General features: G+C 52.6%; 12 protein-coding genes. 5 read left to right on the plus strand and 7 right to left on the minus strand.

Going from position 1 to position 13839, the window contains the following annotated elements:
• Positions 1–236: 236 nt before the first annotated feature.
• Positions 237–3920, plus strand: a complete 3684-nt coding sequence (metH, locus tag ACQ29O_RS02255; RefSeq protein WP_000095957.1) for a methionine synthase — start codon at positions 237–239, stop codon at positions 3918–3920.
• Between the two features lie 266 nt (positions 3921–4186).
• Complete coding sequence (locus tag ACQ29O_RS02260) at positions 4187–5818, plus strand: Na/Pi cotransporter family protein (protein WP_000956811.1); 1632 nt, start codon at positions 4187–4189, stop codon at positions 5816–5818.
• 59 nt (positions 5819–5877) lie between these two features.
• Here the strand turns inward: ACQ29O_RS02260 and pepE are convergent, their stop codons facing one another.
• Complete coding sequence (gene pepE, locus ACQ29O_RS02265; protein ID WP_000421784.1) at positions 5878–6582, minus strand: dipeptidase PepE; 705 nt, start codon at positions 6580–6582, stop codon at positions 5878–5880.
• A 71-nt stretch (positions 6583–6653) separates the two neighbouring features.
• Between pepE and ACQ29O_RS02270 the strand changes: the two genes are divergently transcribed.
• The 3 genes from ACQ29O_RS02270 to rluF are packed head-to-tail and all read left to right on the plus strand — an operon-like array spanning position 6654 to position 8245.
• The gene (locus ACQ29O_RS02270; protein ID WP_001576533.1) at positions 6654–6755 is read left to right on the plus strand and encodes a hypothetical protein; all 102 of its coding nucleotides are present in this window, start codon (positions 6654–6656) and stop codon (positions 6753–6755) included.
• Positions 6756–6789: 34 nt separating this feature from the next.
• The gene (locus ACQ29O_RS02275) at positions 6790–7329 is read left to right on the plus strand and encodes a DUF2058 domain-containing protein (RefSeq protein WP_001096732.1); all 540 of its coding nucleotides are present in this window, start codon (positions 6790–6792) and stop codon (positions 7327–7329) included.
• 46 nt (positions 7330–7375) lie between these two features.
• Complete coding sequence (gene rluF, locus ACQ29O_RS02280; RefSeq protein WP_000954605.1) at positions 7376–8245, plus strand: 23S rRNA pseudouridine(2604) synthase RluF; 870 nt, start codon at positions 7376–7378, stop codon at positions 8243–8245.
• Here the strand turns inward: rluF and ACQ29O_RS02285 are convergent.
• From ACQ29O_RS02285 to ACQ29O_RS02310, 6 genes are all read right to left on the minus strand, one after another.
• The gene (locus ACQ29O_RS02285) at positions 8242–8514 is read right to left on the minus strand and encodes a DUF3811 domain-containing protein (RefSeq protein ID WP_001207628.1); all 273 of its coding nucleotides are present in this window, start codon (positions 8512–8514) and stop codon (positions 8242–8244) included. The two genes, rluF and ACQ29O_RS02285, sit on opposite strands and share 4 nt — an antisense overlap.
• Positions 8515–8576: 62 nt before the next feature.
• Positions 8577–9335, minus strand: coding sequence for a DeoR/GlpR family DNA-binding transcription regulator (locus ACQ29O_RS02290; protein WP_001068171.1), 759 nt, complete (start codon positions 9333–9335; stop codon positions 8577–8579).
• On the minus strand, positions 9322–10185 hold the full coding sequence (locus ACQ29O_RS02295; RefSeq protein ID WP_000924640.1) for a Cof-type HAD-IIB family hydrolase: 864 nt from the start codon (positions 10183–10185) through the stop codon (positions 9322–9324). Before ACQ29O_RS02295 ends, ACQ29O_RS02290 begins: the two co-directional genes overlap by 14 nt.
• 16 nt (positions 10186–10201) lie before the next feature.
• Entirely contained in the window at positions 10202–11041 is an 840-nt protein-coding gene (locus ACQ29O_RS02300; protein WP_000472334.1) for a hypothetical protein, read from the minus strand.
• Positions 11042–11064: 23 nt separating this feature from the next.
• Entirely contained in the window at positions 11065–12654 is a 1590-nt protein-coding gene (locus ACQ29O_RS02305) for a PTS sugar transporter (RefSeq protein ID WP_000716850.1), read from the minus strand.
• A gap of 428 nt (positions 12655–13082) precedes the next feature.
• A complete protein-coding gene (locus tag ACQ29O_RS02310) occupies positions 13083–13811 on the minus strand; it encodes a hypothetical protein (RefSeq protein ID WP_000587744.1) in 729 nt (242 codons plus the stop codon).
• Between the last annotated feature and the right edge of the window lie 28 nt (positions 13812–13839).

Here is a 13839-nt window from a genome sequence, read left to right on the forward strand (position 1 = left end):
GAACTGATCGGATGAGTGACATCACAGGATGCCCGATAGCGCTGCGCTTATCAGGCCTACGCTTTGGGAGCCGCCAAAGTAATTTGTAGACTGATAAGGCGCTTGCGCCGCCATCCGGCAAAGCGACAGAAGTGGGTGGCAAGCTGAACATGTCTCATGTTGCCCGTTGTTCTCTTTTCCGCCAGCACGCTTTGTGCCAGTATGGCTCGTTACGTGGAGCGTTGTCGGGAGCGAGTGTGAGCAGCAAAGTTGAACAACTGCGTGCGCAGTTAAATGAACGTATTCTGGTGCTGGACGGCGGTATGGGCACCATGATCCAGAGCTATCGTCTACATGAAGAAGATTTCCGCGGGGAGCGCTTTGCCGACTGGCCCTGCGACCTGAAAGGCAACAATGACCTGCTGGTACTCAGCAAGCCGGAGGTGATCGCCGCTATCCACAACGCCTACTTTGAGGCTGGCGCGGATATCATCGAAACCAACACCTTTAACTCGACAACCATTGCGATGGCGGATTACCGGATGGAATCCCTGTCGGCGGAAATCAACTATGCGGCGGCCAAACTGGCGCGCGCCTGCGCCGATGAATGGACGGCGCGAACACCAGAAAAACCACGTTTTGTTGCGGGCGTGCTTGGTCCAACTAACCGCACGGCCTCCATTTCGCCGGACGTCAACGACCCGGCGTTTCGTAATATCACCTTCGATCAGCTGGTGGCGGCCTACCGTGAATCCACCAAAGCGCTGGTGGAAGGCGGGGCGGACCTGATCCTGATTGAAACCGTCTTTGACACCCTGAATGCGAAAGCGGCGGTGTTTGCGGTGAAAGAAGAGTTTGAAGCGCTGGGCGTTGATCTGCCGATCATGATTTCCGGCACCATCACCGACGCCTCTGGTCGTACCCTCTCCGGCCAGACGACCGAAGCCTTTTATAACTCGCTGCGCCACGCCGAGGCGCTCACTTTTGGCCTTAACTGCGCGCTGGGGCCTGATGAGCTGCGCCAGTACGTCCAGGAACTGTCGCGGATTGCCGAATGCTACGTCACCGCGCACCCGAACGCCGGCCTGCCGAACGCTTTCGGCGAGTACGACCTCGACGCCGACACCATGGCGAAACAGATTCGCGAATGGGCGGAAGCGGGCTTCCTGAATATCGTTGGCGGCTGCTGTGGCACTACGCCGGAGCATATCGCCGCCATGAGCCGCGCCGTTGCCGGTTTGCTGCCGCGCCAGCTGCCGGATATCCCGGTCGCCTGCCGCCTTTCCGGCCTGGAGCCGCTGAACATTGGTGACGATAGCCTGTTTGTGAACGTCGGCGAACGTACTAACGTCACCGGCTCGGCCAAATTTAAACGGCTGATCAAAGAAGAGAAATACAGCGAAGCGCTGGATGTCGCCCGTCAGCAGGTAGAAAGCGGCGCGCAGATTATTGATATCAATATGGATGAGGGGATGCTCGACGCCGAAGCGGCGATGGTGCGTTTCCTCAGCCTGATTGCCGGTGAGCCGGACATTGCCCGTGTACCAATCATGATCGACTCCTCCAAATGGGAGGTTATCGAAAAAGGGCTGAAGTGCATTCAGGGTAAAGGCATCGTCAACTCTATTTCGATGAAAGAGGGCGTGGAAGCCTTTATTCATCATGCGAAGTTGCTACGTCGCTATGGCGCCGCAGTGGTGGTGATGGCCTTTGATGAGCAGGGGCAGGCCGATACCCGCGCGCGTAAAATCGAAATTTGCCGCCGAGCCTACAAAATTCTCACCGAAGAGGTGGGTTTCCCGCCGGAAGACATCATCTTCGACCCGAATATCTTCGCCGTGGCGACCGGTATTGAAGAGCACAACAACTACGCGCAGGACTTTATCGGCGCTTGCGAAGACATCAAACGCGAGCTGCCGCACGCGCTGATCTCCGGCGGCGTGTCTAACGTGTCCTTCTCGTTCCGCGGCAACGACCCGGTACGTGAGGCTATCCACGCGGTATTCCTCTACTACGCCATCCGCAATGGCATGGACATGGGCATCGTCAACGCCGGGCAACTGGCGATTTATGACGACCTGCCTGCCGAACTGCGCGATGCAGTTGAAGATGTCATTCTTAACCGTCGCGATGACGGCACCGAGCGTTTGCTGGATTTGGCGGAGAAATACCGCGGCAGCAAAACCGACGAAGCTGCCAACGCCCAGCAGGCGGAATGGCGTAGCTGGGACGTGAAAAAGCGTCTCGAATACTCGCTGGTGAAAGGCATCACCGAATTTATCGAACAGGATACCGAAGAAGCCCGTCAGCAGGCCGCCCGCCCGATTGAGGTGATTGAAGGGCCGTTGATGGACGGCATGAACGTGGTCGGCGACCTGTTCGGCGAAGGGAAAATGTTCCTGCCGCAGGTGGTGAAATCCGCTCGCGTGATGAAACAAGCGGTGGCCTACCTGGAGCCGTTTATTGAAGCCAGCAAAGAAAAAGGCTCCAGCAACGGCAAGATGGTGATCGCCACCGTGAAGGGCGATGTGCACGATATTGGTAAAAATATCGTTGGCGTGGTGCTGCAATGTAACAACTACGAAATCGTCGATCTTGGCGTGATGGTGCCAGCGGAGAAAATCCTCAGAACGGCGCGTGAAGTGAATGCCGATCTGATCGGTCTTTCCGGGCTTATCACCCCGTCGCTGGACGAAATGGTCAACGTGGCGAAAGAGATGGAGCGTCAGGGCTTTACTATCCCGCTACTGATCGGCGGCGCAACCACTTCGAAAGCGCATACGGCGGTGAAAATCGAGCAGAACTACAGCGGTCCGACGGTCTACGTGCAGAATGCTTCGCGTACCGTGGGCGTGGTGGCGGCGCTACTCTCCGACAACCAGCGCGATGACTTTGTCGCCCGTACCCGCAAAGAGTACGAAACCGTGCGTATTCAGCACGCCCGCAAAAAACCGCGTACGCCGCCGGTCACGCTGGAAGCGGCGCGCGATAATGATCTGGCATTCGATTGGGAACGCTACACCCCGCCGGTAGCCCACCGTCTGGGCGTGCAGGGGGTGGAAGCCAGCATCGAAACTCTGCGCAACTACATCGACTGGACGCCGTTCTTTATGACCTGGTCGCTGGCCGGCAAATACCCGCGCATTCTGGAAGATGAGGTGGTGGGCGTTGAGGCGCAGCGTCTGTTTAAAGACGCCAATGATATGCTGGATAAACTCAGCGCCGAGAAGCTGTTGAATCCGCGTGGCGTGGTGGGCCTGTTCCCGGCTAACCGTGTGGGTGACGACATCGAAATCTATCGCGACGCAACCCGTACTCATGTTCTGACGGTCAGCCACCACCTGCGCCAGCAGACCGAGAAAGTCGGTTTTGCCAACTACTGTCTGGCGGATTTTGTCGCGCCGAAACTGAGCGGCAAAGCGGATTACATCGGTGCTTTCGCGGTGACCGGCGGTCTGGAGGAGGATGCGCTGGCGGACGCCTTCGAAGCGCAACACGACGACTATAACAAGATCATGGTGAAAGCGATTGCCGACCGTCTGGCGGAAGCGTTTGCCGAGTATCTGCATGAGCGTGTACGTAAGGTTTACTGGGGATATGCGCCGAACGAGAGCCTGAGTAACGACGAATTAATCCGCGAAAACTACCAGGGGATTCGCCCGGCGCCGGGTTATCCTGCCTGCCCGGAACATACCGAAAAAGGCACTATCTGGCAGCTACTGGATGTCGAAAAACACACCGGGATGAAGCTCACCGAATCTTTCGCCATGTGGCCTGGCGCGTCGGTCTCCGGCTGGTACTTCAGCCATCCTGAGAGCAAATACTTCGCGGTAGCGCAGATCCAACGCGATCAGGTGACAGATTATGCTTTCCGTAAAGGAATGAGCGTTGAGGACGTTGAGCGGTGGCTGGCGCCGAACCTGGGGTACGATGCGGACTGATTCATAAAATCGTCACTTTTCCTTACAACATACAAGGCACTCATTGGGTGCCTTGTCTCTTTCTTACAATTAAACCCTTATACTGAAGGAAGGCTCTACGCTGAATTTGCCGGATGGCGGCGTAAACGCCTTATCCAGCATACCGTATTACGTATGGTAAGCCCGGTGGCGTGCAACGCCAGCAGGCCTTAACGCTGTGCGCCATCAGGCAATTTATCGCAAGTGAGCTTCAGGAAAACGTATAACGATAAGGAGAACCTGACGCCGTGTTAACTTTGCTCCATCTACTTTCTGCCGTTGCGCTGTTGGTATGGGGAACACATATCGTTCGTACTGGCGTAATGCGCGTGTTTGGCGCGCGTCTACGCACTGTCCTCAGCCGCAGCGTGGAAAAGAAACCGCTCGCCTTTTGTGCGGGTATCGGTGTTACCGCGCTGGTACAAAGCAGTAACGCCACCACTTTATTGGTAACGTCGTTTGTCGCCCAGGATCTTGTCGCCCTGACGCCAGCTCTGGTGATTGTGCTGGGCGCTGATGTGGGTACTGCGCTAATGGCGCGTATTCTCACCTTTGACTTGTCGTGGCTATCGCCGCTGCTGATTTTTATTGGCGTGATTTTCTTTTTGGGACGTAAGCAGTCCCGCGCCGGGCAGCTGGGTCGCGTCGGTATCGGGCTTGGCCTGATTCTACTGGCGCTGGAGCTGATTGTGCAGGCAGTGACGCCGATCACTCAGGCTAATGGCGTGCAGGTCATTTTCGCGTCGCTGACGGGCGACATTATGCTGGATGCGCTGATTGGCGCGATGTTCGCTATTATCAGTTATTCCAGCCTGGCGGCGGTGTTGCTGACGGCGACCCTGACGGCGGCGGGGATTATATCGTTCCCGGTGGCGTTGTGCCTGGTCATCGGCGCCAATCTGGGATCGGGCTTGTTGGCGATGCTCAACAACAGCGCCGCCAATGCTGCCGCGCGTCGCGTAGCGCTCGGCAGCCTATTGTTCAAATTGATCGGCAGCCTGGTCATCCTGCCGTTTGTCCATCCGCTGGCGAATCTGATGGATGAGCTATCGCTACCGAAGTCAGAGCTGGTGATCTATTTCCACGTTTTCTATAACCTGGTGCGTTGCCTGGCGATGGTGCCATTTGCCGAGCTGATGGCGCGTTTTTGTAAACGAATTATTCGTGATGAGCCTGAACTGGATACCCATCTGAAGCCGAAACATCTGGATGTCAGCGCGCTGGATACGCCAACGCTGGCGCTGGCTAATGCTGCCCGTGAGGTGTTGCGCATTGGCGATGCGATGGAACAGATGATGGAAGGGCTAAAAAAGGTCATGCACGGCGAGCCGCGTGAAGAGAAAGCGCTGCGCAAGCTGGCGGATGACGTTAACGTGCTCTACACCGCGATTAAGCTTTATCTGGCGCGAATGCCGAAAGACGAGCTGGCGGCGGAGGAGTCCCGTCGGTGGGCGGAGATTATTGAGATGGCCCTGAACCTCGAACAGGCGTCGGATATTATCGAGCGAATGGGCAGCGAGATTGCCGACAAGTCGCTGGCGGCGCGTCGGGCATTTTCAGAAGAAGGATTGAAAGAGCTGGATGCGCTTTACGATCAACTGCTCAGTAATCTGCAACTGGCGATGTCGGTCTTTTTCTCCGGCGATGTCACCAGCGCCCGTCGGTTGCGCCGCAGTAAACATCGCTTCCGTATACTTAATCGCCGATACTCACATGCGCATGTCGACCGCCTGCACCAGCAGAACGTGCAAAGCATTGAAACCAGCTCGCTCCATTTAGGGCTGCTGGGCGATATGAAGCGTCTTAACTCACTGTTCTGTTCGGTCGCCTATAGCGTACTGGAACAGCCGGATCAGGACGAGGAACGGGGCGAGTATTAAGTGAAATGCCGGATGGCGGGGCCTACGGAGAACATGCGTGTAGGCCCGTCATTCGGCATTCAATGTGGCCAGGGATTAAAAGCGATGACCGCTTCCAGCGCCACGGCCTCTTCGCCCGCTTTAAACACCCAGGTGGTATTCGGGCCGCCGGGAACCGCCTGGCCGTTGCTCACCTGAATCCAGTTACCTTCCGGCAAACCAATCACTGTCAGTTCCGGCGCGACCACCAGCAGTTCGCGAATACGCTGCTCGCGGGTCTCGCCCTTATGACCTTCCGGCAAGGCGTTAGTGAAGTGAGGATTAATTTGCAGCGGGAACAGATCCAGCGCGTCGAAACCGTTTGGATCGACGATCGGCATATCGTTGGTCGTGCGGATAGTCGGGCAGGCAAGGTTGGCGCCCGCGCTCCAGCCGATATACAGCGCGCCGCGTTTTACCCTGTCCGCCATCGGCGCCAGCAGCCCGCGTTCACGCGATTCTTTCATTAGCTGAAAGGTATTTCCGCCGCCGACAATAATGATTTCCGCTTTCTCAATCGCTGCAAGCGGATCGGCGACACGATGAATCCCTGTGACGTTTATCCCTAATGGCGCAAGTACCTCTGCGGTTTTATCCGTGTACTCGTCCCATGTTTGCGTGACGCCGGCAAACGGAATAAACACGGCTGAGCGTCGACCGTTCAATTGATTCGCTATCAGCGGCAGAGCGTGTTCCAGCCAGGCTTTACCCGGCAGCGTCGAGTTACTTAATAAAAGCAGTTCCATTACTTCTCCACCTCATCAGGAAATGTCAAAACGTAATAATGCTACCATTATCCATTTAATGTCTTACTGATATGGCTCATGATGTTGCGCGTGTTACAGGCAACGCGCGGTCGCTAAAAGTGACGCCAGGCCAGATCTGCTATCTGGTATCGCCTGAAAAATTACAGGTATAATCCGCAAAATTATTTAACACGTTTAGAGACGAAAATGGCAAAACTGACCTTACAAGAGCAACTGCTACAAGCGGGATTAGTGACCAGCAAAAAAATGGCCAAAGTCCAGCGCACGGCTAAAAAATCACGCGTTCAGGCTCGTGAGGCCAGAGAGGAGGTGGAAAAAAATAAAAAGGCGCAACTTGAGCGTGATAAACAACTCAGTGAACAGCAAAAACAAGCGGTTTTAGCGAAAGAGTTTAAAGCTCAGGTTAAGCAACTTATTGAAATGAATAGAATCAATGTATCTAAAGGCGATATTGGTTTTAACTTCACCGATAATAACGTCATCAAAAAAATAGACGTGGATAAGCTCACTCAGACGCAACTGATTAATGGGCGTCTCGCGATTGCGCGTCTGGTTATCAATAACAGCGGTGAATGTGAATATGCGATTATTCCCGCGAGCGTCGCCGATAAAATCGCACAACGAGATGCGGACAGTATTGTCGTAAACAGTGCGCTGAGTCAGGAAGAGCAGGACGAAGATGATCCGTATGCCGATTTTAAAGTTCCCGACGATTTGATGTGGTAAGTCACATTCCCGACGTTTATGTAGAAAAATTTCTCAGAGAGTAAATATGCTGACCGACACATCTATCCGGCTTAATAAATATATCAGTGAAAGCGGCATCTGTTCGCGTCGCGAGGCGGACCGTTTTATCGAACAGGGCAATGTCTTTATCAACGGCAAACGCGCCGCCATTGGCGATCAGGTAGTCGCCGGGGATGTTGTTAAAGTAAATGGTCGGTTGATTGAGCCGCGAGAAGCGGATGATTTAGTGCTGATTGCGCTGAATAAACCGGTTGGCATTGTCAGTACCACTGAAGACGGCGAACGCGACAATATTGTCGATTTTGTGAACCACAGCAAACGTATCTTCCCGATTGGTCGTCTGGATAAAGACTCGCAGGGGCTGATATTTCTGACTAACCACGGCGATCTGGTCAATAAGATTCTGCGTGCCGGTAACGATCACGAAAAAGAGTATCTGGTGACGGTGGATAAACCGATTACCGACGAGTTTATTCGTGGTATGGGCGCTGGCGTGCCGATTCTGGGTACTGTCACCAAAAAATGTAAGGTGAAAAAAGAGGCGCCGTTTGTCTTTCGCATTACCCTGGTGCAGGGATTAAACCGTCAGATCCGTCGTATGTGTGAATACTTTGGTTATGAAGTGACGAAACTGGAGCGTACGCGCATTATGAACGTCAGCCTGAGCGGGATTCCGCTGGGCGAGTGGCGCGATCTGACGGACGATGAGCTGATCGATCTGTTTAAATTGATTGAGCGTTCCTCTTCCGAAGCCAAACCAAAGGCCAAAGCGAAGCCGAAGACCACGGGTATTAAGCGACCGGTTATTGCGATCGAAAAAAGCAATGAGAAAGCGCGCCCGGCATCAAGCGGTAAGCGCTTTACCTCGCCGGGACGAAAGAAGAAAGGACGTTAACGTCTGCCGCGCGTCGGCGTATTCGCCGACCAGGAGAATGACGCTTCCGTATCGGGTTTATACGCCTGCTTTTTCTTCAACTGGCGGGCTTTTTTCGCTTCAGCCTCACGCAGCGCCATCAGCTTATCGATGTACTCCTTTTTTACGCTGTTGGTCTCAGAATTGGTCAGCGGACGACCGTGCGCAATACGGGCGCGGTCCAGCAACGTTTTCAGTTCGCGCTGTTCGCGCTCGGTCATCTCTTTTTGGGTAATGCGGGGGAGTGCCATACGGGTGCCCTCAGTTAGCCGATGCATTTAGTCTACGGCAATACGCTACGGGCGGATAGCGCTCAGTCAGCAATCCGTAGCTTTCCGGCGAAATCCTGTGGCGTATAACCCGTTGACGTAAATCCTTTATCCGTGATGATGTTATCGATTTCTTTTACGCTTGCGATGCACATCACACCGTCCTGACCAAATTTGGTATGGTCGGCGAGAATCACTGATTTTTTGCTCATCGCAATCATGGCTTTGGCAACGTAGGCTTCTTCAAAGCTCTTCACCAACACGCCATGCTGGGGAGAAATGCCGCCAGCGCCAATAAAACAGATATCCGCGTGAATTGCGTTAATCTGCTGACACACCGAGACGCCGAGGTTGGCGCGAAAATGGTAATCATATTCGCCGCCTAATACATACACGCGGGCCTGCAGGTTATGCTCTTTAATTTTATCGGCAATCAGGGCTGAATTGGTAATCACGGAAAAAGCGAGAGGCGGTAATTGCTCGGCCAGAATAAGGTTAGTTGTACAGGAGTCAATAAACAATGTATCCCGTTCACTGACCATTTCGGCGGCAAGTTTGCCAATCGCTATTTTCTCTTCGCGATGCGCCTCTATTCTTGCGCTAAACGCATCCTCCTGGACAACTTGCTTTTTGACTGCGCCCCCATGAATCTTAGTGATTTTGCCTTCTGATTCCAGTAAGGAGAGATCGCGACGAATGGTTTCCGAGGTGACGTTGAGCATTTCCGATAATTTAATAACGGTGACTTCACCGAATTTGTTTAATTCATCAAGAATATGTTTTCGTCTTTTAATTGGATTCATTATCTTTCGCCGCCGTCAACCTTTGGCGCATGGTAACTGGATGCGTAAGGCAACGCAACCACTCCAACGCATGGACGATACCCTCCTCATCATTCGTGGCAGTCACATAGCCGGCCTGCCGCTTTACTGCATCCGGCGCGTTGCCCATTGCGATGCTGATTCCGGCGGCGGCAAACATGCTGACATCATTCTGCTGATCGCCAATCGCGACCACCTTGTCAGAAGATATATTTAAATAATGAATTAATTGTTCTATTATGCACCCTTTATTTATATCGGATCTTTGAATATCAATATAATTCTCTCCCGTGACAACCGCATAATATCCACAAGGCAGGTGATTATTCACTTCTGTACACAGATTATCTATCTCCGGAGATGCGGCAACAAGTGTAATTTTATATATGTTGCGACGATTAAAGATATTTTCTGCAGTTTCAGTTATAAGCGGTAATCCAAATAAGCGAGCCTCATATGTTGTCCAGTGCGCAATCAGTCTATCGTCACGATGGTGAATTGCTTCGGCACTAAAAAAATGGTGGTGATAGCGGGAAAGAGAAATATGCTGGTCAATATTCCACAGGTCTGTGGCGGTCAGAGGGGCAGCATGAATAATGCGCTGTCCCGCCATCTCCAGAAGGTGTCCGCAGTTAAAACCGGCGCACCAGCTAAACAACCTATCAACCTGTTGTTGGCGTAGCAGGCGTACCATTGAGGAGACCGGTCTGGCGGAGCATGCCGCCAGTAAACCACCGTCCTGGCGGAACGCAATCAGCGCCTGACGCGTGCGCGGGCTGATTGTTTTCTGCGAGGTGAGTAATGTTCCATCCAGATCGGTGATTAACAACATCTCTCGTTCCCTGATATCAATGAACAATAAACGGCGTAACGGCTTCTTTGGCGGCGTTGCACACCATGTTGTCGATAGCCGTACCGACCACCAGAATATTGACTCCGGTATCTTTAAACGCTTTCGCGTTGGCGAGGTTAATCCCGCCTTCCGCCAGCGTCGGAACATCCACCGCGCCGACCAACGCCCGCAGGCGATCTTTAATCATCTGCGGGATATCGCCTGCCGCTACGCCTTCATAGCTCATGCCGGTCATCAGACCAATCATATCCACGCCGATATCCTGCATCCGCTTCGCCACGCTGGCGACCTCTTCCGGCGTGCGTGCAGGAATACCGAAAGTATGCAGATCGTCAGGATGGCCAATATAGGCATCGACGGTCAGACCATATTGATGGGAGAGATTAACGATGTCCTGCAGATCGTCCCAGTCGGATTTATGCGTATGTAAACCGTCGGCTCCAGCGCGGGCAATCTCCAGAATTTCCGTTTCGCTGAGCGGCACCGGTAAGGTTTCGGTAAAACCGCCGGCGATACCAACGGTGATAAAAATATCGTCCGGGACCACATTACGCACACCGTGTACGGCCTCAGCCATCTGGCTGTTGGTGATTTCGTGACGAATCTGCTCCGCCGCGTGCATGTTGCTCACGCCTTTGTGTCCACGCGCCAGCGCCAACGCAGGGTGGTTCGGCTCCAGAAGCTTAACGCCAGCCTCACACACGGCTTTCGCCAGGCGCGCATCGTCGCCAGTTATTCCTGTGCTGAGGATAGTTTGCCCACCGTGAAGCGTGATGGCTTCTTTCACTTTCTGTAACGCTTTGGCGCGTTTTTTATTCATATCGCCTTTAAACATGGTGTACCTCTGGTGTTGGTGCATTAATTAACGGCTGTCGTTGTTGATTCGCTCTGTACGACAGGTTTGAAACGGTTAGCAATAATGGTGGTAAGGCAGGTCATAGCCATTGTGGCAATCATTACGATGGCCATCTGGAGCGCATTGCTGGATAAGAACGGTGAGGCGAAAGCCGGAACATAGGCCACGCCTTTGACGTTAAAAAAGCCCAGCATCATGCCGCCCATTCCGGCCCAAAAAATGGCGGAGCCAAAAACAATTTTGTTGGCGAACATGAAGGGATAGGCGGATTCAACAAAGGTGCCAAAACCCAGGTTAATGAGCAGGCCCGGCGTAGCAACGGCAGCTTCGCTTTTTTCACGCGGGGCGATCACATTGGCAAGGTTAATACCTGCGGCCACCATCACCAGACCGACCATATCGACCGCGCCGAGGAAGCTGACGCCGGATTTTTCCATCTCCAGCAGCACCAACGGCAGGATCACCGCGTGATAGACGCCGCCGAGAATGGCAGGCCAGATAACCAGACCAGCCAGCAGCCCGGCAAGAATTGGGCTGAATGCCAGCGTGCTTTCGATAGCCAGTTTGATGTAATTACCCGCAGATAGCGCCAGCGGACTCAGCAGATAGTGCATGACTAACCCAGCGGCAAGGCCCGATATCCCACCGGCGACGATGTTGACGGTAGTCATTGGGAAGCGCCAGTTCAGGCACAGCTCGAACAGCCAACGGACGAAAATCCCCGCCATTACACCGCCGATAATGCCGCCGATCAGTCCGCCCTCTACGGAAAGCACGCCAGCGACGACCCCGGCCACAATTGAAACTTCATCCAGTTCGGAAATCTGTTTTGCCGCCAGTACCGCGACTAACACTGGCAGACCTTTTAATAAGATTTCAAAGATATCGTTAAGTTTTTCCAGTCCTGGTATGTGGCTCAGGGCGAGTACAATCGCCATGGCGATAAAGCCTGGTAGAGCAGGGATCATGATGCTACGAATGTTAAAACGTTTGAGCAGGCTTTTTCCGGAACCGCTCTGCGAGGGCGAAGCGCTACCCAACTGTGGTTTGTACTTGATACCCCAATGTTTACACAGCGACGCCACGAAGGAGACGGCGCGGGTACGGCTGGTGGTGCCAGTTGTTCCGGAGGTCGCGACCACATTCGCCCCCTTTGCCGCCACCAGCGCCATGGAGGTTCCCCCGGTGCCGACAATCGGTGTTTTCATCTCAACGGCGGCGGCAAAAACGGCCTGGTTCGCCTTTACCGGATCAGCGCTCATTACCACGATCCCATCGATCTCACCGCGGCGGATCATCTCAGCGATTTGGCGATCGCTTTCTACTACCGAGGTGTTTACCTCCGAAAGTTTGCCCTGAAATATGCGCTGTGGTTTTTGTTGGTTTTCTGTGGTTAATGCATAAACCGATGCCGGGGTATCCGGTTTGGCGACGTCCATCGAGGCTTCTGCCGCGATAAACTGTACGGCGGCCACATTCACGCCCGCAGCCTCACACTGCTGATAAATTTCCTGGAGTAACTTCTCTGGCTCGGCGCCACCCAGGTTGTAGAGGTTGCCTCCACTGCTTCCAATAATCGCAATTTTTTTCATAGCGGCCTCAAATAGGGTAAGGGGGTTATCTGTGTTGTAGTGCAATCATAATTCCAACTAAAACAAAATAAAGCAACAATGAAAAGGTGGTTTTATACCAAATGATCTCAATTTTCAAATGTAACTCACTAAAATATAATGATTAATTTGTATTTTTGCTTTATGTTGTTTCGTGTGGTTTTGTGACGAGGTTCAAAATGAGGAGTGCATAAATAGGGGAAAGCTGCCCATGTTGATGGGACGAGTAGGGTGTTGCGGATTCCTGAGCAGTATTCCGCCGGCAGCGCCTGGCGCGGGAACCGCCGGATGACGCGCCTGCGTCTCCATCCGGCAACGCATCGCCCGATGGCGCTTACGCTACCGTATTAGAAACATATAGAGGTTCTGGTGGCGCAAAGAAAAGCGCCGGCATTGAAGAGAAGGAAGCTTTAACGCAGTGATAACTTATATTGTTTCACTTTGCTTTGGATTGTGTTTTTTAAACTAAAATAAGGCACCCAAGGCAATGCTGTGTTCCAGGGGCGAGGGGAACCATGAAAACAGACTATGCTTACTCCGTCAGGTAATTTTCCATTACCTGTCCCATCGTATAGTTCAGGGTTAAAACCAATCATTTTTGGTGTTGCTATATTAGCTTTGTAACTAATAATTCTTCCGGGTAAGATGTTTTGCCATCTTTCAGCATCTTGACATATTCTGCCGATAAATCCTTGATCGCCATGATAGGGCGGGGTTCTTATGGCATTGATTTCCTTTTCAGGATTTTTCATAAATTCATCCCACACATTTTTTTTTGCGGGTGCAGGAATAAACATAATACCTGTTGCTGGCGCAACTGAAGCACCATGCTGAGAAAAGTCATTAAGTAATGTTATTTTTTTCATAGTTGTCAGAGGAGTAATATCTCCCACAACAACGCTATCTATATCAATATAGAGAATATCCTCATTACCAAGAACAGGATGCAGTGGATTGAAAAGTTCTAGTTTTGCCCACCATCCTGGCCAATCATACAAAAGAGGCGCTGTATTTACCCCTTTTATCTTTAGCGCATCTGTTAAACAAACAGAATCATAACCTTTGAGCTGCTTATGTAACCATTGAGCATGTTTTGTGGTGAAGTCTTTGCTTTGTCTGAGCACAGAAACAATAATCATTATATTCCCCGGTGAATATTAGGTGTTT

The sequence above is a fragment of the Salmonella sp. GDC200615 genome (genome assembly GCF_050574145.1).
Taxonomy (GTDB): domain Bacteria; phylum Pseudomonadota; class Gammaproteobacteria; order Enterobacterales; family Enterobacteriaceae; genus Salmonella; species Salmonella enterica.

Bases quoted from the DNA above. Each gene is read 5' to 3' on its own strand.
- pepE (WP_000421784.1), bottom strand. From the start codon at position 6,582: ATGGAACTGCTTTTATTAAGTAACTCGACGCTGCCGGGTAAAGCCTGG.
- ACQ29O_RS02270 (WP_001576533.1), top strand. From the start codon at position 6,654: ATGGCTCATGATGTTGCGCGTGTTACAGGCAACGCGCGGTCGCTAAAA.
- ACQ29O_RS02275 (WP_001096732.1), top strand. From the start codon at position 6,790: ATGGCAAAACTGACCTTACAAGAGCAACTGCTACAAGCGGGATTAGTG.
- rluF (WP_000954605.1), top strand. From the start codon at position 7,376: ATGCTGACCGACACATCTATCCGGCTTAATAAATATATCAGTGAAAGC.
- ACQ29O_RS02285 (WP_001207628.1), bottom strand. From the start codon at position 8,514: ATGGCACTCCCCCGCATTACCCAAAAAGAGATGACCGAGCGCGAACAG.
- ACQ29O_RS02290 (WP_001068171.1), bottom strand. From the start codon at position 9,335: ATGAATCCAATTAAAAGACGAAAACATATTCTTGATGAATTAAACAAA.
- ACQ29O_RS02295 (WP_000924640.1), bottom strand. From the start codon at position 10,185: ATGTTGTTAATCACCGATCTGGATGGAACATTACTCACCTCGCAGAAA.
- ACQ29O_RS02300 (WP_000472334.1), bottom strand. From the start codon at position 11,041: ATGTTTAAAGGCGATATGAATAAAAAACGCGCCAAAGCGTTACAGAAA.
- ACQ29O_RS02305 (WP_000716850.1), bottom strand. From the start codon at position 12,654: ATGAAAAAAATTGCGATTATTGGAAGCAGTGGAGGCAACCTCTACAAC.
- ACQ29O_RS02310 (WP_000587744.1), bottom strand. From the start codon at position 13,811: ATGATTATTGTTTCTGTGCTCAGACAAAGCAAAGACTTCACCACAAAA.